At 69.1% G+C, this 20360-nt stretch carries 19 protein-coding genes; 6 read left to right on the forward strand and 13 right to left on the reverse strand.

From position 1 onward, the window contains the following. Nucleotides 1-3: 3 nt before the first annotated feature. The 8 genes from RF650_RS01190 to RF650_RS01225 form a co-directional block, all read right to left on the reverse strand. Nucleotides 4-1623, reverse strand: coding sequence for a hypothetical protein (locus tag RF650_RS01190; protein WP_131333317.1), 1620 nt, complete (start codon nt 1621-1623; stop codon nt 4-6). A 125-nt stretch (nt 1624-1748) separates the two neighbouring features. After that, nucleotides 1749-2156: a cytidine deaminase gene (locus tag RF650_RS01195; RefSeq protein WP_064847174.1), complete on the reverse strand. Its 408-nt coding sequence runs from the start codon at nt 2154-2156 to the stop codon at nt 1749-1751. Nucleotides 2157-2298: 142 nt separating this feature from the next. Next, a complete protein-coding gene (locus tag RF650_RS01200) occupies nt 2299-3630 on the reverse strand; it encodes an ABC transporter permease (protein WP_131333318.1) in 1332 nt (443 codons plus the stop codon). Further along, nucleotides 3627-4838 carry an ABC transporter permease gene (locus tag RF650_RS01205; protein ID WP_131333319.1) on the reverse strand — a complete coding sequence of 404 codons (1212 nt, stop codon included), beginning with the start codon at nt 4836-4838 and terminating at the stop codon, nt 3627-3629. The genes RF650_RS01200 and RF650_RS01205 overlap by 4 nt, the downstream gene beginning before the upstream one ends. Continuing rightward, entirely contained in the window at nt 4835-6568 is a 1734-nt protein-coding gene (locus tag RF650_RS01210; protein ID WP_131333320.1) for an ABC transporter ATP-binding protein, read from the reverse strand. Before RF650_RS01210 ends, RF650_RS01205 begins: the two co-directional genes overlap by 4 nt. A 27-nt stretch (nt 6569-6595) precedes the next feature. Continuing rightward, entirely contained in the window at nt 6596-7687 is a 1092-nt protein-coding gene (locus RF650_RS01215; RefSeq protein WP_098054913.1) for a BMP family protein, read from the reverse strand. A 165-nt stretch (nt 7688-7852) separates the two neighbouring features. After that, nucleotides 7853-9112: an amidohydrolase gene (locus RF650_RS01220; RefSeq protein ID WP_165489808.1), complete on the reverse strand. Its 1260-nt coding sequence runs from the start codon at nt 9110-9112 to the stop codon at nt 7853-7855. 58 nt (nt 9113-9170) lie between these two features. After that, nucleotides 9171-10286: a mannose-1-phosphate guanylyltransferase gene (locus tag RF650_RS01225; protein ID WP_098054915.1), complete on the reverse strand. Its 1116-nt coding sequence runs from the start codon at nt 10284-10286 to the stop codon at nt 9171-9173. 540 nt (nt 10287-10826) lie between these two features. Here RF650_RS01225 and sdhC point away from each other — a divergent pair. The 4 genes from sdhC (at nt 10827) to RF650_RS01245 (ending at nt 14334) form a co-directional block, all read left to right on the forward strand. Further along, nucleotides 10827-11204 (forward strand): succinate dehydrogenase, cytochrome b556 subunit, encoded by a 378-nt coding sequence (gene sdhC, locus RF650_RS01230; protein ID WP_082943437.1) that lies wholly within the window; start codon nt 10827-10829, stop codon nt 11202-11204. Between the two features lie 4 nt (nt 11205-11208). After that, on the forward strand, nt 11209-11694 hold the full coding sequence (locus RF650_RS01235; protein ID WP_035963740.1) for a succinate dehydrogenase hydrophobic membrane anchor subunit: 486 nt from the start codon (nt 11209-11211) through the stop codon (nt 11692-11694). A 106-nt stretch (nt 11695-11800) separates the two neighbouring features. Then, a complete protein-coding gene (sdhA, locus tag RF650_RS01240) occupies nt 11801-13552 on the forward strand; it encodes a succinate dehydrogenase flavoprotein subunit (protein ID WP_368813870.1) in 1752 nt (583 codons plus the stop codon). Then, on the forward strand, nt 13552-14334 hold the full coding sequence (locus tag RF650_RS01245; protein ID WP_064847181.1) for a succinate dehydrogenase iron-sulfur subunit: 783 nt from the start codon (nt 13552-13554) through the stop codon (nt 14332-14334). The genes sdhA and RF650_RS01245 overlap by 1 nt, the downstream gene beginning before the upstream one ends. 73 nt (nt 14335-14407) lie before the next feature. On the opposite strand, the gene RF650_RS01250 is transcribed toward RF650_RS01245, so the two are convergent. The 5 genes from RF650_RS01250 to RF650_RS01270 form a co-directional block, all read right to left on the reverse strand. After that, the gene (locus RF650_RS01250; RefSeq protein WP_131333322.1) at nt 14408-15601 is read right to left on the reverse strand and encodes a YihY/virulence factor BrkB family protein; all 1194 of its coding nucleotides are present in this window, start codon (nt 15599-15601) and stop codon (nt 14408-14410) included. Further along, nucleotides 15588-16160: a 2'-5' RNA ligase family protein gene (locus RF650_RS01255; protein WP_242670466.1), complete on the reverse strand. Its 573-nt coding sequence runs from the start codon at nt 16158-16160 to the stop codon at nt 15588-15590. Before RF650_RS01255 ends, RF650_RS01250 begins: the two co-directional genes overlap by 14 nt. 86 nt (nt 16161-16246) lie before the next feature. Next, entirely contained in the window at nt 16247-17284 is a 1038-nt protein-coding gene (gene trpS / locus RF650_RS01260) for a tryptophan--tRNA ligase (RefSeq protein ID WP_231885637.1), read from the reverse strand. Between the two features lie 79 nt (nt 17285-17363). After that, entirely contained in the window at nt 17364-18203 is an 840-nt protein-coding gene (locus RF650_RS01265; RefSeq protein ID WP_064847184.1) for an exodeoxyribonuclease III, read from the reverse strand. 35 nt (nt 18204-18238) lie between these two features. Further along, on the reverse strand, nt 18239-18772 hold the full coding sequence (locus RF650_RS01270) for a hypothetical protein (protein WP_131333323.1): 534 nt from the start codon (nt 18770-18772) through the stop codon (nt 18239-18241). Nucleotides 18773-18892: 120 nt separating this feature from the next. Here RF650_RS01270 and RF650_RS01275 point away from each other — a divergent pair, with 120 nt between their 5' ends. Both RF650_RS01275 and RF650_RS01280 read left to right on the forward strand, forming a co-directional pair. Beyond that, nucleotides 18893-19258: an MFS transporter gene (locus RF650_RS01275; RefSeq protein ID WP_311253947.1), complete on the forward strand. Its 366-nt coding sequence runs from the start codon at nt 18893-18895 to the stop codon at nt 19256-19258. Then, nucleotides 19237-20349, forward strand: coding sequence for an MFS transporter (locus tag RF650_RS01280; protein WP_311253948.1), 1113 nt, complete (start codon nt 19237-19239; stop codon nt 20347-20349). The genes RF650_RS01275 and RF650_RS01280 overlap by 22 nt, the downstream gene beginning before the upstream one ends. Nucleotides 20350-20360 lie beyond the last annotated feature (11 nt).

A 20360-nucleotide genomic window follows, 5' to 3' on the forward strand; every position in this document is an offset into this window, starting at 1 on the left:
GGATCAGTAGTTCCAGTCCTGCAGGGCGTCGTTGACGTGCTCGGGGATGTTGGAGCCGGTGCGCGGGTACATCCGCAGTTCCTCGAGGTAGTTCTGCCCCGGCAGGCGCTGCTCATAGCGCACGAAGGCCTCCTCGTCCGAGTAGTCGAACGTGACCTCGGGCGGGACGCCCGGGCGGAAGCGGAACATCATGGCCAGCGGTGCGCCGGAGCCTTCCACGTAGGAGTCGTCCTTGAGCTCCTGGACCTTGAGCAGTTCCTCCGGGACCAGCTCGAAGGTCGGACGCTGATCCCAGAACCCGTTGAGGCGCACGTGGGTCAGCGCGTCGTAGTACGTGCCCAGAGCGCGCACGCGGATCAACACGGTGGAGACGTCCCGCGCGGTGCCCTCGGAGTCGAACAGGTGCCGCTGCGCGTCCGCCAAGCGGGAGACCACGTCACCCGTGGTCAGCGCGAGGTTGCCCGGGGCCAACGCGTCCGGGTCGAGTCCCTGCTCCGGCTCGGCCCCGCGGTACGACGGCGCCACGTCCGTGGCGAGCGCGACCTGCGGTGCGCTCGCGGGGTCGTCCTCAGCATCCTGCACAGAGGCGGCAGACACGAGGTTCTCGGCGGGTTCCGTGCCGAACTCGGACTCGTCCACGTGGGCCGGGAGGTCCTCGGGGCTGGACTCCTCGTTCTCGGTGGCCCGTTCCTCGGTCGCGTCGATCACCTCGGGACGATCCTCGGTGCTCTGCGCGACGGGCTCGGCGTGGAGGGCCGACTCCCGCTGCTCGAACTGTCCCCGCTCGTCGAGCGGCTCCGACCGCTGGAGCTGCTCGGCCTCTTCCTGCTGCGCCGTGAGCTCGGCGGCATCCCGATCGGCCACCGCGGGCGTCTCGAGGGACTCGTCCTGCACGACCGGGGCCGCGTCACTGGCCGTGAGCACCTCGCCGTCCTCGACGGGTTCGCTCGGCCCGTGCTCGGGCACCACCCGCACGGCGTCGTCGTCGCCCTGGGTGGTGTCGGCCGGGACTGTCCCGGCGGCGGGCCGGGAGTCCTCGGCGAGCGCGCCGTCGACGACGGGGGCCCCGGCCACCGGGGCATGCTGCGACGCCTCCGCCGGGGCGCCGTGCACGTACTGCTCCGTGCGGGACTCTCCGTTGGGGAAGTCGTAGGTCACGGTGATCTCGCGCTGCCCGTCGTGCGGGGTGGCGGCGATCAGGTCCAGCTGACGCCACGGCCCCACGGGGGTGTTCATGGCCTGGGTGTAGAGATCCGCGACGTCGTCGAACAGCGGCGAGCCCTGGTCCACGGTGCCGTTCTCGACCTCGTCCTGGGCGTCCCCGACGGCCTGGCGGGTCTGGTGCGTCATGATGTTGCCCGACTGCACGAGGGTCAGCCGCGCACGGTCCGCGCCGCGGGACAGCAACAGCTCCACGAGGTTGCGCAGCGCACCGGACTCCGGCAGGGCGACTGCGTCCGGATCATGACGACGCGGCGCGTTCTCCAGCGCCTGCTGCGGTGCCTCGGGAGCGCCCTGCGCGCTCTGGGGAGCGGCCGCGGGGTCGACGGGGCGAGCGCCGGGAGCCGGCTGGGGTGTCGGGGTGTCGTTCTTCTTGCTGCGGAACAGATCTCTCAGACCCACGTGTTCGTTTCCCTTCCAGAGCCGGGCTTGGTTTCCTGCAAAGTATAGGTGGCGTGGGCTCCACGGATACCGGGAACCGGGCCCGTGCGCCGGTCCGTGACGGGCTCGACGTCGCTCCGCCCCGGTTACAGGTTCTCCGGCCCGAAGGCGTCCGGGAGCACCTGGTCCATGCTGCGCACCCCACTGACCGTGAGCAGTTCCATCCCCGGGGCCCGGTGTTCGTAGAGCAGCTGCCGGCAGCGCCCGCACGGCATGAGCACCTCCCCGTGGCCGTCCACGCACACGAACGCCACGAGCTTGCCCCCGCCGGACATGAACAGCGCGCTCACCATGGAGCACTCGGCGCACAGGGTCACCCCGTAGGACGCGTTCTCGATGTTCGCGCCCGTGACCACGCGGCCGTCGTCCACGAGTGCGGCCGCCCCCACCGGGTATCGGGAGTACGGCGAGTAGGAGTGGGCCAGGGCGTCCGTGGCGGCACGCTGCAGCTCGCGCCACGTGGCCTCGTCCACCGGGTTGCGGGTGCCACTCATGATCGTTGCCTCTCCTCGTCGCTCGAACGTCAGGATTGCTCGGTTCCGGAACTGCTCGGTCTCGCGTTTGCACCACCGGTCGACGACGCCGCGTGGCCATGCGAGCGGCGCACGCGGCGGCGTCGTCGTACCGCGGTGCGCGTCATTCCTTGGTGTACGGCTCGCCCGAGGCGGCCGGGCCGCGGGAACGGCCCACGAGACCCGCCACCGCGAGGATCGTGACCACGTACGGCAGCATGGCCAGGAACTGGCTGGGCACCGGGGTGCCCAGGAAGGACAGGATGGATTCCAGGTTGGACGCGAAACCGAACAGCAGGGACGCGAGCAGCGCACCCACGGGGTTCCAGCGACCGAAGATCAGCGCGGCCAGGGCGATGTACCCGGCGCCCGCGGTCATGTCCCGTGTGAAGGCGGACACCGAGACGAGCGTGTAGAACGCCCCGCCCAGACCGGCCACCGCACCGCCCAGCAGCACGTTGCGCACGCGCAGCGCATTCACCGAGACACCCAGGGTGTCCGCGGCCTTGGGGTGCTCCCCCACCGCGCGGGTACGCAGACCCCATCGGGTCCGGTACAGCGCAAACCACACCACGATCACCGCGAGGTACATGATGTAGCCGATCACCGACTGGTCGAACAGCACGGGACCCACCACGGGGATTTCGGCGAGGACCGGGATGCGCACGTGCGGCAAGCGGTCCGGTGCGTTGAAGGACGCGGCGTTGGGCTCGAGCACGGTTGCGAAGAGGAACCCGGTCAGGCCGGAGACGAGCACGTTGAGCACCACGCCCACGATCACCTGGTTCACGCGGTAGCGGATCGCGAACAGCGCGAGCACGGCGGAGACCAGCACCGCTCCCAGCATCGCCGCGAGCAGACCCACCCAGGGGTTGCCGGCCACGGTCCCGGCGACCGCGGCGGAGAACGCACCGAAGAGCAGCTGGGCCTCGATCGCGATGTTCACCACGCCCGAGCGCTCACACAGTAGACCGCCCAGGGAACCGAACACGAGCGGCGTGGCGAGTGCTACGGACCCGGCGAGCAACGCCGTGATGGAGATGCTGGGCGTCTGGGCGGTGCCCACGATCCACACCAGGAACCCGGTCACGAAGAAGAAACCGGCCACGATCACCGCCCAGCGCGGCAGCTTGCGCGCCTGCACGGCCGCGTACACCGCGAGGGCGGCGAGCACGATCGTGACCACCCAACCGTAGGGGGCGGAGGGCACGGAGACGTCGGGCAGGCGGATGGCATCGCCGTCGTTCGAGAACCGGAAGTCCACGCTCTGCCCGGAGGCGTTCAGCGCGAAGACGATCAGGGACACGAGCGCCAGGACACCCAGGCCGATTGCGGGCCGCAGGGTCCGCACACCCACGGCGCGGTTCGCGGCGGAGGTGGCCAGAGAGGCTTCGGGCGCGGGCTCCGGGGATCCGGACGTAGGACCGGAGGGCTGCGAAGTGATAGCGGTACTCACGCGGCGGCCTCCTGCGAGCGACGGGTGGCGAACTTGAACAGCGGGGGCAGCGCCACGAACAGCACGATCAGGGACTGCACGACCAGCACGATGTCGATGTTGGTCCCCGTCATGGACTGCATGGTCACGCCACCGGCGCGGAAGGCCCCGTAGAGGATGCCCGCGAAGAACGTCCCCCACGGGCGCGAGCGGCCGAGCAGGGCCACGGTGATCGCGTCGAAGCCGAAGGACGCGGCCACGCCCGAGGTCAGCGAGTGTTCCGTACCGGCGATTTGCGCGGTACCCGCGAGCCCGGCCAACAGGCCGGCGAGGAGCATGACGACGACGAACCCGCGGGTCACGGAGATGCCCGCGGTACGCGCGGCGCGGGGGTTCGCTCCCACGGCGCGCAGCTCGAAGCCCACGGTGGAACGGTTGAGCAGCCACGTTACGGCCACGGTGGCCAGCACGGCCACCACGAAGCCCCAGTGCAACCGGAAGTGGTCACCCAGCAGCTTGGGGAACATCGCGGTGTCTGCGACGGGCGGGCTGATGGGGTTGGACGAGCCCTCGCGCTGAAACCCCGGCAGCGTGAGCAACCACGCCACGAGGTTCAGGGCCACGTAGTTGAGCATGATCGTGAGGATGACCTCGTGCGCGCCCGTGCGCGCCTTGATCAGTCCCACGATCCCGCCCCACACGGCACCGCCCGCGGCGCCGGCGACGACGACGGCGAGCAGGTGCAGTCCCACGGGCAACTGCCACGCGAAACCGACCCACGCCGCGAGCGTGGCACCGATCAGGATCTGTCCCTGGGCGCCGATGTTGAACAGCCCGGCCCGGAACGCGAGGGCCACGCCCAGACCCGCGAGGATCAGGGGGGTCGCCACGGTCAGGGTCTCGGTCAGCGGGTACAACCGGTCCGCGAGCGTGCTGCCGTTGGGGTTGTACACCGCGCCGTAGAACATGGCGATGTACGCGCTCGAGGCCGCTCGCCACATCGCGGAGAACGTGTCGCCGGGGCGGGCGAAGAAGTACCCGGCGGCCTGGCGGACGCGCTCGTCCGTGACTGCGATCAGCAGCCCGCCCAGGATCAGCGCCACGACGACCGCGAGCACCGACTGCAGGGTGGAGCCCAGCAGGGTGCGGCGCGGGTCCTCGGCGGAGAGTTCGGTGGGTGGCGGGGCCGAGACCTGATCGGAGGTGGCCGGTGCGGTGGACGCGCTCATGCCGTGCGGTTCCCCTCGGGTCGGTCGGTGGTTCGGTCGGTGGGGTGGGCGCCGGGATCGAGGCCGTCACCATCCAGGGTGACGGCAGCGGCGTCGCCCGCGTGAGCGGGAGCGGTCGCGGGTGCGGCCGTCGAGCCGCCCGCGGGGGCACCCGCCGGGGACCGGTCGGTGGCTGCCGCGGCGGACCCGCCGTCGTCGTGCGAGTGATCCCACGGCGCGGGCGGCAGCACGCTGTCCGCGGGCTCACCGGCCATCATGCGCCCAAGGGCCTCGCGCGGGGTGTCCGGGCCCACGATACCCATGAGGCGACCGTGGAAGAACACCGCGATGCGGTCCGCGAGTGCGTAGATCTCGTCCAGTTCGGTGGACACGATGAGCACCGCGGTGCCCTTGTCCCGCTCGGCCACGATGCGCTTGTGGATGAACTCGATGGATCCCACGTCCACACCGCGCGTGGGCTGGGACGCCACGAACAGTTTGAGGGGCCGCCCGAGCTCGCGGGCGATCACGACCTTCTGCTGATTGCCGCCGGACAGCGTGGCCACCGGAGAGTCCACGGATCCGGTGCGGATGTCGTACTCGTTCACCTCAGAGCCGGCGTGCCCACTGATCGCACCGAGGCGCAGGGACGGTCCCGCCGCGAACTCCCGTTCCCGGTAGCGGTCCAGCACGAGGTTCTCGGCCACGGTGAAGGTGCCCACGAGCCCGTCCGTGGAACGGTCCTCGGGCACGAAACCCACACCGCTGGCCAGGATCTCCCGGGTGCGCAGCCCCACGAGTTCCTGTCCGTCCAGGCGCGCGGAACCGCTCACCTGCTCCTCGAGTCCCACGAGGGCCTGGGTGAGCTCGGTCTGTCCGTTGCCCTGCACACCGGCCACGGCCAGGATCTCGCCGGGCGCGACGTCGAAGTCAACATTGTCCAGCAGCACGACGCCGTTGTCCCCCACCACGGTGAGCCCGCGCACCTCGAGCGAGGTACCGGTGGTGTGGGCGGTGTCCTTGGCCACGGTCAGGGAGACGTCACGGCCCACCATGAGCGCCGCGAGCTCATCCGTGGACGTCTCAGGGCCCACCTGTCCGACCACTTCCCCGCGGCGGATCACGGTGATCACGTCCGACACCGCCCGGACCTCGCGCAGCTTGTGGGAGATGAACACGATGGACGTGCCGTTGTCCCGCAGTTGCCGCATGATCTCGAGCAGCTCGTCCGTCTCCCGGGGGGTCAGCACGGCCGTGGGCTCGTCCAGGATCAACACCTTGGCGTCCCGCACGAGGGCTTTGATGATCTCGACCCGCTGCTGGACGCCCACGGGCAGGTCCTCGACCACGGCGTCCGGGTCCACCGCGAAGCCGTAGCGTTCGGAGATCTCCCGGATCCGGGCCCGGGTGGTCTCCAGGTCCAGGGACATCCCGCGCGTGTTCTCGTGACCCAGGGCCACGTTCTCGGCGACCGTGAAGACCGGGATCAGCATGAAGTGCTGGTGCACCATGCCGATCCCGGCCGCCATGGCATCGCCGGGGCCGGAGAAACTGACGGGCGCGCCGTCGATCTCGATCGTGCCGGACGTGGGCTCGTACAGCCCGTACAGCACGTTCATGAGCGTGGACTTGCCCGCGCCGTTCTCACCGAGCAAACAGTGGATCTGATGTGGTTCCACCGTGAGGTTCACACGGTTGTTGGCGGTGAAGTCACCGAACTTCTTGGTGACGTCCGTCAGTTTCAACTGCACTGTTCTGCTCCTGCCGGGCCCGCCCGCTCAGGCGGTGGGGGCGTTCTTGGACTGCACCGTGACCTTGCCGTCGATGATGTCCTGCTTGAGCTGCTGGACCTGCTTGTCGAGGTCCTCGCTGACCTCGTCCTGCTGGTCGTGGTAGGGGGCCAGGCCCACACCACCGTTCTCGAGCGTGCCCACGTACTGGGTGTTGTCGAAGTTGCCGTCCGCGGCCTGCGTCACGACGTCCTCGACCGAGGTGGACATCTCCTTGAGGACGGACGTGAGCAGGAACTCCTTGCCGGCGTCCAGGGTCTCGTAGCCGTCGGTGTCCGGCCAGATCAGCCGGACGTTCTTGCCGCTGCGGTTGGCCTCGGTCACGGCGTCCACGGTGCCCTGGGCCGCCTGGCCGGCGACGGGCAGGACCACGTCCGCACCCTCGCCGATGAGGTTCTGCGTGACGGTCTTGGCCTTGGAAGAGTCCTGGAACGAGCTCAGGAACGTGCCGTTCTGGGAGTCCTTGTTCCACCCGAGGACCTGCACGTCCGCCTTGTTCTTCTCGTTGTAGTACTTCACCCCGTCCGCGAAACCGTCCATGAACACGGTCACGGTGGGGATGTCCATGCCGCCGTACGTGGCGACCTTGCCCGTCTCGGACGTGCCCGCCGCGAGGTACCCGGCCAGGAACGCCGCCTGGGCGGTGTTGTAGACGATGGGCTTGACGTTGTCCGCCTTGATCGAGTTGTCGTCCACGATCGCGAAGTGCTTCTCCGGGTTGGCCGCGGCCACCTTCTTGGTGGTGTCCGCGAGCAGGAAGCCCACGGAGACCGTGAGGTTGCAGCCCTGCTGCGCCATGGAGGTCAGGTTGGGCTCGAACTCCGTCTCGGACTGGGACTCGGCCTGGCTGATCTGGATGCCCTTGTGCTCCTCGGCGGCCTTGAGGCCCTCATAGGAGCTCTGGTTGAAGGAACGGTCCTGGAAACCGCCGTCGTCGGAGACGATGCAGCCCTTGAAGTCGGAGGCCTGGGCGCTGCTGTCGCCGGCGTTGTCCGGGGCGGCACCGCAACCCGCCAGGACCAGGCCGGTGACCCCGGCCAGGCCAAGCGTCCCCAGGGTGCGCAAGCGTCGAGTGGTCATGAGGTCCTCCGGTCGGGCTGGGATCAGATGTGGGTCGTGACCCGGGAACACAGTGCACGGGTCACCGGCCCGTGCCCCCGGGCGGTGACCCGTGCAGTGAGACGGGTCATAGGTCAGCTCAGTGTAGCCCCGGAAGTACCCAGCAGTACGCTCACCGCGGGCGTGTCAGGGCTGCGGGGCGTGCGGCGTCGTCGTGGCGCCCGCGAGCTCGCGCACGCGCAAGCGGATGGCGCGCAACGCCGTGGAGGCCATGACCTGCACGCCGCAGCCGATCGCCTCCTCCTGAGGGGCGTAGTCGGACTGGTGCAGGTCGTAGGTTCGGCCGCCGGGAGCCCGGGTCCCCAGGCGCATCATGGCGCCGGGGACGTGCTGCAGGAACCATGCGAAGTCCTCCCCGCCCATGGACTGCTCCACCAGCAGGATGCTCTCCTCCCCCAGCTCCGCTCGCGCGGCGATCTCCAGCAGGGTGGTCTCGGTCTCGCCGTTGACCACCGGCGGCACACCCCGGATGTGCTCGAGGTCCACGTTCACGCCGTACGGTGCGGCCACCTGCTCCACGACCTCGTCCAGCATGTCCCCGGCGCGCGACCACGCGTCCGCGTCCAGGCAGCGCATGGTCCCGGACATGAAACCGGACATGGGGATCGCGTTGGGTGCCACACCTGCGTGGATCTGACCCCACACCACAGCCACCCCGGAGCGCACGTCCACGCGGCGGGAGAGCACCGCGGGCACGTTGATCGCGATCTGGCTCATCGCGTAGACCAGGTCCTCGGTCAGGTGCGGGCGGGACGTGTGCCCGCCGCGTCCGGACAGCTCGATCCGGATGGTGTCCGACGCCGAGGTGATCGCCCCGATGCGCGTGCCTACCTGGCCCACGTCCACCTTGGGTTCGCAGTGCAGGGCGAACATCCGCGGCACGCCGGCCAGCACGTCCTCCTTGATGATGGTCAGGGCGCCGCCGGGCAGTTTCTCCTCGGCCGGCTGGAAGACCACGCGCACGGTGCCCGCGAACGGGGACGAACGGTGCACGTCGGCGAGCACGCGGGCCACCCCGAGCATGACCGTGGTGTGGATGTCGTGACCGCACGCATGCATCACGCCCTCGTTGACGGACGCGTAGTCCAGGCCCGTGTCCTCAAGGATGGGCAGGGCGTCGATGTCCGCGCGCAGGCCCACCATCACGGGTCCGCGGCCCACGTCCACGTAGCACCCGGTGCGTTCGAAGCGCACGGGGTGCAACCCGGCGGCCTCGAGGGCGTGCACGATCCGGTCCGTGGTGCGGTACTCCTCGTAGGACAGTTCCGGGTGCTTGTGGATGTCCCGGCGGAAGCGCACGAGGTCCGGGAGGTAGTGCGAGAGCAGGGGGCCGATGGCCGGGGGCAGTCCGATGTCGTCGGCGGACGGCAGAGGCAGATCCAACATGTGTGTCACAGTACCGCCGTGACCCCGCGCGGTGATTCAGCGCGGGCGGCGGCGGGGCTCACAGGACGTCCGTGTCGCCGTTGCGCTTGAGGGAGTCCACCGCGTTCTTGACCCGTTGCGCGTGCTCGGCCGTGGTGACCAGCAAGGCATCCGGGGTGTCCACGACCACGATGTCCGCCACGCCGATCAGCGCGATCAACCGCCCCGTGTCGGACACGACGATCCCGGAGGACTCGTCCGTGAGCACACGGTTGTTCTGGCCCAGGATGGACACTGGCGCGTCCGTGCGCGGGTCCACCTTGTTGAGCCGGTTGATCGCCGCGAAGTCCCCCACGTCCTCCCACGTGAAGTCCCCGGGGACCATGGCCACGTCCCCGGCCGCGGCGGCGGGTTCGGCCACGGCGTAGTCGATCGCGGTCTTGGTCAGGGTGGGCCACACCTCGTCCACGACGGCGTTCCGCTCGGGGGTCTCCCACGCGTCCGCGATTCGGTCCAGGCCCCGCGCGAGCTCGGGTTCGCTGCGGCGCAGGTAGGAGAGCATGAGACCCACGGGCGCCACGAACATGCCCGCGTTCCACGTGTACTTCCCGCTGGCCACGTAAGCGCGCGCGGTCTCCTCGTCCGGCTTCTCCACGAACTGTTCCACGGCGAGCGCGTGGGGTGCCTGATCGAGTCCCAGGGACTGCCCCGCCTTGATGTAGCCGAAGCCCGTGGCGGGCGACGACGGCGTGATCCCGATCGTGACGATGCGTCCGGTGTCCGCCGCCCGCACCGCTTCCTTGACGACCTCCTGGAACGCCGAGGCGGGCTCCACCACGTGATCCGCCGCGAACGAACCGATGATCGCGGTGGGGTCGCGGCGCTCGATGAGCGTGCACGCGAGGCCGATCGCCGCCGCAGAGTCCTTGGGGGACGGCTCGAGCACGAGGTCGTCCGCCGTGAGCTCGGGCAGCTGTTCCTGCACCGCCCCGGCGTGAGAGCGTCCGGTCACGACCATGACCGGGCCGGCGGACAGGCCCGCGAGCCGGTCGAAGGTGGCCCGCAGCAGGGACGAGCCGGAGCCCGTGAGGTCCAGCAGGAACTTGGGGGCATCCGCACGGGACAGCGGCCACAGCCGTGAACCCACCCCGCCCGCGGGGATGAACGGATGGAAACGTTGCAATGGCGAAGTCACGACGGTCAGTGTACGGCCCCCTCCCCCGGCGGCCCTGGATGCGTCACCCGTGACATCCCGGGGTACGGGCCGCACACGGGCCGGGTGTGCCCACCCACGACGCGGCCGGCCGGCCCACGGGGACTTCCCGTGAGCCTTCGCGGGCCCGACCCCGCACCCGGGCGAGAGGGTCCCTCGAAGGCCCCGTGAGACGTCGCCGGCGGACCCTACGCACGGAGGTCGTGGGGCCGCTCGGGCGCGTATCACGGGCCGCTTGGGGGCCGCTTGACGGCCGCTCGCGGGGCGTTCGGACGGCGCACGGCCGGAGCCGATTCAGACACAGAACAATGCGCTAATTCCGCGCTATTCCGGGGGGCACACTTGCAGACACGTTGTCAGGAAATGTGCGGGGGGCTGGTATCTTTGACGAGAACTACCGCATCATCCATGACAGAGCCAGCCAGGGCTCCGCCATCGCCGTGCACTCGCGCGAGAACGCTGCCTTTTTCTTCGACCATTCTTCGGTGCGCACGACGACGAGCGACACAGGGAGGACATTCCGTGGCGAACTCAACCAGGGGCACCCTTTACCGCGGCCAGTACGGCATGTGGTCTTGGGTCGCCCACCGTATTACCGGCGTGGCCATCTTCTTCTTCTTGCTGGTCCACGTCCTCGACACCGCTCTCGTGCGTGTATCCCCCGAGGCGTATAACGCAGTGATGGCGACCTACAAGAACCCCGTGATGGGTCTCGGCGAGGCCGGCCTCGTGGCCGCGATCGTCTACCACGCCTTCAACGGCCTGCGCATCATCCTGATCGACTTCTGGAAGGGCGGGACCAAGAACCAGAAGGGTCTGCTCTGGGGCGTCATCGCCCTCTGGGTCATCGTGATGATCCCGTTCCTCATCCGTCACCTCTCAGTCGTTTTCGGGGGTTAATTCCGTGAGCACTCCTCTCAAGACCAAGATCAGCGTCCCCCGCAGCCGGGACCTTCAGGTGGACGGCGTGAAGTACAACCGCGCCGGTTCGTCCCGCAGCAGCTTCGAGATGATCGCATGGCTGTTCATGCGCATGTCGGGCGTGGTGCTGCTCGTGCTCGTGTTCGGTCACCTCTACGTCAACCTCATGGTGGGGGACGGCGTGCACGCGATCGACTTCGGATTCGTGGGCGGCAAGTGGGCCAACCCGTTCTGGCAGGTCTGGGACCTGGTCATGCTGTGGCTGGCCATGCTCCACGGCACCAACGGTATCCGCACCATCATCGACGACTACGCCGATCGCAACACCACCCGCTTCTGGCTCAAGGTGCTGCTCTTCGTGGCCTCGGGCTTCGTGATCCTGCTGGGCACCATGGTGATCTTCACCTTCGAGCCGTGCCCCGCCGGTGCGGACCCCGCGCTGCTGGCGTCCTTCTGCCCCGGAGCGTGATCGCGGCCACGGCGGAGCCCCCGGCTCCGCCGTCGTGCGTCGTCCCGGCCCGAGCGGCCGGGACCCGATACTTCTCCCACTCACCCACATAGAAAGAACATCTGGTATGCAGGTTCACAAGTACGATGTGGTAATCGTCGGCGCCGGCGGCGCCGGCATGCGTGCCGCCATTGAATCCGGCCAGCGCGCCTGCACTGCCGTACTGACCAAGCTCTACCCCACGCGTTCCCACACCGGTGCGGCCCAGGGCGGCATGTGCGCCGCCCTCGCCAACGTCGAGGAGGACAACTGGGAGTGGCACACGTTCGACACCGTCAAGGGTGGCGACTACCTGGTGGACCAGGACGCCGCGGAGGTCATGGCCAAGGAGGCCATCGACGCGGTACTGGACCTGGAGCACATGGGACTGCCCTTCAACCGCACCCCCGAGGGCAAGATCGACCAGCGTCGCTTCGGTGGGCACACCCGCGACCACGGTAAGAACCCCGTCCGCCGCGCGTGCTATGCCGCGGACCGTACCGGTCACATGATCCTGCAGACCCTCTACCAGACGTGCATCAAGCACAACGTGGAGTTCTACAACGAGTACTACGTCCTGGACCTGATCATGGTGGACACCCCGGAGGGCCGCCGCCCCGCCGGTGTGGTCTCCTACGATCTCGCGACCGGCGAGCTGCACGTGTTCCAGTGCAAGTCCGTGATCTTCGCCTCCGGTGGCGCGGGCAAGGTCTTCAAGACCACGTCCAATGCCCACACCCTCACGGGCGACGGCATGGCGATCGCGTTCCGCAACGGCCTGCCCCTCGAGGACATGGAGTTCGTGCAGTTCCACCCCACGGGCCTGGCGGGCCTGGGCATCCTGGTCTCGGAGGCCGCCCGTGGTGAGGGTGGCATCCTGCGTAACTCCGAGGGTGAGCGTTTCATGGAGCGCTACGCCCCCACCATCAAGGACCTGGCCCCCCGTGACATCGTGGCCCGTTCCATGGCCAACGAGGTCCGTGAGGGCCGCGGTTGCGGCCCCAACAAGGACTACGTCCTGCTGGACCTGACCCACCTGGAGCCGGCGCACATCGACGCCAAGCTCCCGGACATCACCGAGTTCGCCCGCACCTACCTGGGTGTGGAGCCCTACACTGAGCCGGTGCCCGTGTTCCCCACCGCGCACTACTGCATGGGTGGCATCCCCACCGACATCAAGGGCGAGGTCTTCCAGGACTCCAAGAACACGGTTCCCGGTCTCTACGCCGCCGGTGAGGTCGCGTGCGTGTCCGTGCACGGCTCCAACCGTCTGGGCACCAACTCGCTGCTCGACATCAACGTGTTCGGCAAGCGCTCCGGAATCTACGCCGCGGAATACGCGCGGGACGCCGAGTTCCTGCCGATCCCCGACAACGCCACCGAGCGCACCGAGGCGCTGCTCAACAACGCGCGCAGCCCGCACGGTGACGAGAAGGTCGCGGCCATCCGCAAGGACCTGCAGGACACCATGGACGCCAACATGCAGGTGTTCCGCACGGCCGAGACCATCCAGACGGCCCTGGACGACATCGCCGCTCTGGAGGAGCGCTACTCCCGCATCTCCATCCAGGACCAGGGCAAGCGGTTCAACCTGGACCTGCTGGAGGCCGTGGAGCTGGGTTTCCTGCTGCAGCTGGCCAAGGTGATGTCCGTGGCCGCCCTGCACCGCGAGGAGTCCCGCGGTGGTCACTTCCGCGAGGACTTCCCCAACCGAGACGATGAGAACTTCATGGTCCACTCCATGGTGTACGAGGACCCGTCGTCCCCCACCGCGGGAATCCGGCAGGAGACCAAGCCGGTGATCATGACCCGCTACGAGCCGATGGAGCGTAAGTACTGATGTCCACTGCAGCCACCGAGAACCAGACCCAGGACGCTCAGAAGCCCGGCGACAAGGGCGAGGAGTCGATCCCCACGTACGACGTGGTGCTCAAGGTCCGCCGCTATGATCCCGAGTTCAGCTCCGAGGCGCACTGGGACGAGTGGAACCTAACCATGTACGGCACCGACCGCGTGCTGGACGCCCTGCACAAGGTCAAGTGGGAGCTGGACGGTTCCCTGTCCTTCCGCCGCTCGTGCGCGCACGGCGTGTGCGGCTCGGACGCCATGCGCATCAACGGCCGCAACCGGCTCGCGTGCAAGACCCTTCTCAAGGACCTGGACCTGTCCAAGCCCATCCTCGTGGAGCCCATCAAGGGCCTCCCGTGCGAGAAGGACCTGATCGTGGACATGGAACCGTTCTTCCAGTCCTACCGCGAGATCATGCCGTTCCTGGTGAACGAGGACCACACCCCCACCGGAGAACGCTTCCAGTCCCAGGAGGACCGCGCGCGCTTCGACGACACCACCAAGTGCATCCTCTGCGCCGCGTGCACGTCCTCGTGCCCGGTGTTTTGGACGGACGGGCAGTACTTCGGCCCGGCCGCGATCGTGAACGCGCACCGGTTCATCTTCGACTCGCGTGACCAGGCCGGTGACATGCGCCTGGAGATCCTCAACGATAAGGAAGGCGTGTGGCGCTGCCGCACCACCTTCAACTGCACCGAGGCGTGCCCCCGCGGCATCCAGGTGACCAAGGCCATCGCCGAGGTCAAGAAGGCGGTCTTCGCCTCCGCCTTGTGACCCCTCGTGGCACAACCGCGGCGCGGCCCCGGTATCCCTCGTGGATCCCGGGGCCGCGGTCTTTCCCGGGCTTTCAGCTCTCCGACGACGACGCCGCGGGGCCACTACCTGCCGCGGGGCTGCTGCCCGCCGCCGGCCTGTCGAAGCGGACGGGAGTTGCGTGTCCGAGGCCCCGAGCGGCATCGGGCAGGGAGGTCGCCGCCACGACCGTGACGGCCCGGTCCTCGCGCTCCGGCTGGGCGCGGGCCCCTCGGATGTCCGCCTGCACGAGCGCGCCCACGGCGGCCGCGAGCAACAGAACCTGCCCGTAGAGGTTGAACCACAGCAGTACACCCACGAGCACCGCGAACGAGAGCAGATAGGGGTTGTCCGCGCTGCGGGCGATGATTTCGCTGCCGCCGTAGCGCAGCACCTGCGAGCCCAGGGCACCCGTGACGATGGTGGCCAGCAGGGCCTTGCGATGCAGTTTGAGCTGGGCGACCCCGCTCACCAGAGCCAGACTCATCAGGATGTCCACGAGCAGACCCACGCCGAGCGTGACCGCGGACTTGGCCCCGCCGTCCAACCACGGCTGCAGGCGCGTGAGACCGAGCTGACCGAGCCACCCCAGCATCCCGTCCACGGCGCCGGACGCGAAGACGCTCACGGTCGCGGAGGCGAGCAGCAGGATCCCGATCACCACGAGCCACGCGAGATCGCGCGGTACGGCCGCCACGGGCACCCCGGGGGCGGGCGGCAGTTCGAACATCCGCCGCGTGGCCAGCCGGATCCCGGCCACCCAGCGCCACGCGGTGAACAACAGCACCGCGAGCGCCACGGTGGAGGCCACGGTGAAGGGCCCCGTGTTCTCGAGCAGGCTCAGCGGGATGACTCCCCCGTTACCGTCCCCCACGTCCAGGAGTCCGGGGATGTTCTGCACCAGGCCCGCCACGAGCGTCTGCTGCAGCGGCGAGTCGGTTCCCAGGAACGTGGCGAGTGCTGCGAAGCAGATCACCAGCAGGGACGAGGACGCGAAGAGCAATTGGTACGCGAGCCCGGCGGACATGAGCGGCCCGCCGTGGAACATGTAGTGCGCTACCACGCGCACGGGGAACACCGACATGAACCGCGCGAAGAACCACGCACCCAGGGCGCCGGCCCGCCTGCCCAGGGGTGCCCCCTCGGCGGCGAGCTGTCGGCGTACTTCGCGCAGGCGCCGGTGTTCCGCGAGCAGTCCAGTGCGGTCCGTGAGGGCGGGGACCACCGGGGGCGGGTCAGTGTGCGTCACGGTCGTCCGTGCCGGCCCCGCCGAAGGGGATGCGGTCCCTCACGTGCCACGCACCGTGTTCGTCCCCCTCGTAGAGGTCGATGTGGTCCACCAGGAAGGACGCGTGGTACGTGCGCAGCACGTCCTGGGCGCGGTCCAGCCCCTCCTCCGTGGTGCCGTGGGCCAGCGTCACGTGGGGGTGGAAGTCGAAGGGGGACGCGGACTCCAGGTGGTTCTCGCTCAGATCGCAGTGCAACTGCACGCATTGGTCGTGACCGCCCTCGATGCGCAGATAGACCACCGGGGTCACGGGTCGGAACGTCCCCGTGCCGCGGATCTCCACGTGGAACGGTTGCCAGCGATCGGCAACCTCCCGGATGTGGGACACGAGGTCCGCCCAGTCCTCCACGCGCTCGGCGATCATGAGTGTGATGTGCGCGGGGACCGTGCCCGCTTGCGCGTCCCCGAAGGACGAACGCCAGTCCTGCAACTCCTGGCCCATGGGTTCGGGCAACCGGATGACCACACCCGCGTACACCCGGCCCGGGCGCACGGTGGGGGAAGGATGTCCCTCGCTCACACGATCCTCCTCAGGTCGGCCCCGTCCAGACTATCCCACGGCGCCTGGCGCCACACGGCGTGCCGCACGGGGCCCCGCCCGGCGGCTCACGCGCCGGGGAGGAAGCCCATCCGCTCGTAGACGTCCGTGACCGTGCGGGCCGCGATCTCCCGGGCCTTGTGCGCGCCCCGGGCCAGCAGCCGGTCCAGCTCGGCGGGATCGTCGAGCAGTTCCTGGGCGCGCTTCTGGATGGGGTCCAGGGTCTGGGTGACCACCTCGGCCAGGTCCACCTTGAGGTGGCCGTACATCTTGCCCTCGTACTCGGCCACGAGGGTGTCCACCGGGGTGCCCGTGAGGGACGAGTAGATGGTCAGCAGGTTCGAGATCCCCGGCTTGGCCTGGCGGTCGAAGCGCACTTCGGTGCCGTCGTCCGTCACAGCGGACTTGATCTTCTTGGCGTTGGATTTCGCGGGATCCAGGAGGCGGATGAGCCCGGCATCCGACGGCGCGGACTTGGACATCTTGGCCGTGGGGTTCGCGAGGTCGTAGACCTTCGCGGAGTTCTCGAGAATCTTGGCGTCCGGGACCACGAACGTCTCACCGAACCGGGAGTTGAACCGCTGCGCGAGGTTGCGGGTCAGCTCGAGGTGCTGGCGCTGGTCCTCCCCCACCGGGACCTGGTTCGCCTGGTACACCAGGATGTCCGCGGCCATCAGCACGGGGTAGGTGAACAACCCCACCGTGGTGTTCTCCGCCCCCTGCTTGAGGGACTTGTCCTTGAACTGGGTCATCCGCGCGGCCTCCCCGTAACCGGTGATGCAGTTGAGCACCCATGACAACTGCGTGTGCTCCGGCACCTGGGACTGGATGAGCAGCGTGGAGCGCTCGGGGTCGATGCCCGCGGCGATGTACTGCGCGGCCGTGACCCGGGTGCGCTCGGACATCGTGGCCGGGTCCTGGCCCGCGGTGATCGAGTGCAGGTCCGCCACGAAGAACACGCAGTCGTTGTCGTCCTGCATGTCCACCCAGTTGCGCAGCGCTCCCACGTAGTTGCCCAGGTGCAGGGAGTCCGCGGAGGGCTGCACGCCCGACACCACGCGGGGTGTGGGGTTCGGGGCGGTGTTCTGTTCGGTCACGGTCGACATCTTCTTTCGGTTCTCGGTCATGGGAGGCGGGGAGGTGCGGTGCGGGCAGCGGCGTCGTCGTCCGCCGGCGCACGGGACCTCACGAGAGGCGGTAGTCCACCACGAGCGGAGCGTGGTCGGAGAAGCGCGTGTCGTACGCGGCGGCCCGGTCCACGACGGCACTCCGGGCGGCCGCGGCGAGCCCGGGGGTGGCCATGTGGTAGTCGATGCGCCACCCGGCGTCCGTGTCGAACGCCTTGCCGCGGTAGGACCACCACGTGTAAGGCCCGGGGACGTCCCCGGCGAGGCTGCGGGCCACGTCCACGTAGCCCACGTCCCCGAAGAACTTGTCGAAGTACGCCCGTTCCTGCGGCAGGAAGCCCGCGTTCTTGACGTTGCCCTTCCAGTTCTTGATGTCCCGCTCGGTGTGACCCACGTTGAGGTCACCCACCACGAGGGCATGATCGCCGCGCTCGGCCAGTTGCGGCATGCGGGTGAGCATCGCGTCCAGGAAGCGGTACTTGTCGTCCTGGCGGGGTGTGTCCACCTCGCCGGAGTGGACGTACGCGGAAACCAGGGTCAGTGTGGTGCCGTCCGGCAGGCGGACGTCGTTCTCGATCCAGCGCCCGGAGTCGTCGAAGTACTCGTCCCCGATGCCCACGCGGGACTCGGTGGGGAGCAGGGCGCCGTCGAACGCATCGCGGCGCGTAGCAATCGCGACGCCCGCGCGGCCCTTGGCGGCGGCCTCGGTGTGCCGCACGTCCCACACGTCCTCGTCGAGCAGCTCGCGCGTGATCTTGTCCGGCGCGCGCACCTCCTGCAGGCACAACAGGTCGACGCCGCGCGGGGCGAGCCAGTCCGCCATCCCGCGCCGGTACGCCGCTCGGATGCCGTTCACGTTCACCGTGGCAATGCGCACCGTCTGCTGGGAATCCGCCATGTGCCTGTGTCTCCTCGCTCGTTACGGGGTGGTTCTCAGTCCACCACCGTACCGCTCACGGGCTTCGAGGAGTCCTTGAGGCTGCGCAGCCCGTTGGCCGCGGTCATGTCGATGGTCTCCAGGGCCCGCTGGATCTGCTCAGGATCGGGCTCGGCGCCGGAGAGCTGTTCCTTCACGACCTTGGACTGCACCAGGATCACCTGCATGCCGTGGGCGAGCTTCTCGTCCCGCAGGGACTGACCCGCGCCGGCGGACGCCGAGGCGGCGGGAGCGCGGCCGTGCTGGGCCTGGAACTGCTCCTGCGCCTGGCGCACCTGCTCACGGCCGTACGCCGCGGCCTTGCGTACCATGCTCAGCGCCCACACCGCGAGCATGAGCCAGCCCAGGGCGATCCCCGCGAGGATCCAGCCGAGCAGGGAGTTGGAGTTGGCGGCCTGGATCAGGGCCACCGCGAAGATCACGGCCAGGACGGCCAGCCCGATCACCGTCCCCCACAGGGCGGTGCGTCCGGTGCGGGGAGCGTCCGGGGAGTCGGTGGCGCGGGTGTGTGCTGATCCGATCGGCTGCATGAGCCCATTGTCTCAAACCGCGCGGGGCGCACCGAATCGGGCGGGTCCCCGGGGACCCGACCCGCCGGCGTCGCCCGAGCCCCTTGGCACAACCGGGCCCCGAGGGGGTATCAAGAGAGGGTGAGCACATCTTCCGCGGGCTCTCCGCGCTCCCCCGGGGACGACTCCCCCGCCCTGGACCCCGCCGAACGACGCCGCATCCTGTGTGTCCTGCTCGCTCCCCTGTTCATGTCCCTGATCAGCGTCTCGATCGTGAACGTGGCCCTGAGTTCCATCCAGCAGGAGCTGGGGGCGAGTTCCTCGGCACTCCAGTGGGTGCTCACCGGGTACGCGCTCGCGTTCGGGGTGCTGCTCGGGGCCAGCGGCCGCGCGGGGGACGTGTTCGGCCGCCGGAAGCTGTTCATCGCGGGGATCGCGGTCTTCGCGGGGCCTCTCTGGTGTGCGGTCTCGCGCCCAACACCACGGTGCTCAACATCGACCGGGTGATCCAGGGCCTCGGATCCGGGATACTCAACCCCCAGACGGTGGGCATGATCCAGGAGTACTTCCAGGGTCGGGAGCGCGCCAAGGCGTTCGGGCTGTTCGGTTCCGTGGTGGGGGTGGCCGTGGCGATCGGGCCCACCCTGGGCGGTCTGCTCATCCAGGTCCTGGGTCCGGACGCCGGGTGGCGCTCCACGTTCCTGCTCAACGTGCCGATCGCCGCGCTTGCGATCGTCCTGGCGTTCATGTGGCTCCCCCGCCGCAGCAGACGGCCCGGGAAGGTGGACATGGATCCCCTGGGTGTGGTGGTGTTCGGGATCACTGTGCTCGCGCTGCTGTTGCCGTTCGTCGAATCCCAGTGGGGCCCGTGGATCTGGCTCTCCCTGCCCGCGGGCGTGCTGCTGGTCTACGGCTGGGTGCGCTGGGAGAAGCGGTACAAGCGCGCCGGGAGGGCACCCATGGTGGACCTCGAGCTGTTCCGCACCGCGAGCTTCAGTTACGGCGCGCTGCTGATCTCGGTCTACTTCCTGGGGGTCACGAGCATCTGGATCGTGGTGGCCCTCTACGCCCAGCAGGGCCTGGGCCGCACCGCCCTCGAGGCGGGGACGCTCGGACTGCCAGCCTCCATCCTCTCCGCCCTGATCGCGCCGCTGTCCGGGCGTGCGGTGCTGCGCTGGGGTCGCAGCGTGGTGCTCGCGGGCATGAGCCTCGCACTGCTCGGGATCGTGCTGTCCGTGCTCGTGGCGTACGGGATGTCCCACTGGGGTTGGCACATCGCCCTGTTCTACGTATCGCTCGCATTCATCGGCGCGGGTCAGGGCGCGGTCATGGCACCCAACCAGACGTTGAGTTTCGCGGACGTGCCCCTGCGCTTCGCGGGTGCCGCCGGCGGTGTCCTGCAGACCGGCCAGCGTATGGGCACCGCGATCGGCACCGCCCTGATCACGGCGGTGGCCTTCGGTGTGCTCGCCCGCGCCGACTGGGATGCCGCGTTCACGGCGAGCTTCGCGGTGATCACTGTGATCGTGCTGATCGCCATGGGGATCGGGATCGCGGACATGCGCCGACGCACCCCCGAGGAGCCATCCCGGGGCTGAGCCCCGCGCAC

This window comes from Kocuria sp. CPCC 205297, assembly GCF_040981035.1.
Taxonomy (GTDB): domain Bacteria; phylum Actinomycetota; class Actinomycetes; order Actinomycetales; family Micrococcaceae; genus Kocuria; species Kocuria marina.

Excerpts from the sequence above, each read along its gene's own strand:
- RF650_RS01215 (WP_098054913.1), bottom strand. The coding sequence starts at position 7,687 with ATGACCACTCGACGCTTGCGCACCCTGGGGACGCTTGGCCTGGCCGGG.
- RF650_RS01270 (WP_131333323.1), bottom strand. The coding sequence starts at position 18,772 with ATGCAGCCGATCGGATCAGCACACACCCGCGCCACCGACTCCCCGGAC.
- sdhA (WP_368813870.1), top strand. The coding sequence starts at position 11,801 with ATGCAGGTTCACAAGTACGATGTGGTAATCGTCGGCGCCGGCGGCGCC.
- RF650_RS01265 (WP_064847184.1), bottom strand. The coding sequence starts at position 18,203 with ATGGCGGATTCCCAGCAGACGGTGCGCATTGCCACGGTGAACGTGAAC.
- RF650_RS01220 (WP_165489808.1), bottom strand. The coding sequence starts at position 9,112 with ATGTTGGATCTGCCTCTGCCGTCCGCCGACGACATCGGACTGCCCCCG.
- trpS (WP_231885637.1), bottom strand. The coding sequence starts at position 17,284 with ATGTCGACCGTGACCGAACAGAACACCGCCCCGAACCCCACACCCCGC.
- RF650_RS01205 (WP_131333319.1), bottom strand. The coding sequence starts at position 4,838 with ATGAGCGCGTCCACCGCACCGGCCACCTCCGATCAGGTCTCGGCCCCG.
- RF650_RS01195 (WP_064847174.1), bottom strand. The coding sequence starts at position 2,156 with ATGAGTGGCACCCGCAACCCGGTGGACGAGGCCACGTGGCGCGAGCTG.
- RF650_RS01245 (WP_064847181.1), top strand. The coding sequence starts at position 13,552 with ATGTCCACTGCAGCCACCGAGAACCAGACCCAGGACGCTCAGAAGCCC.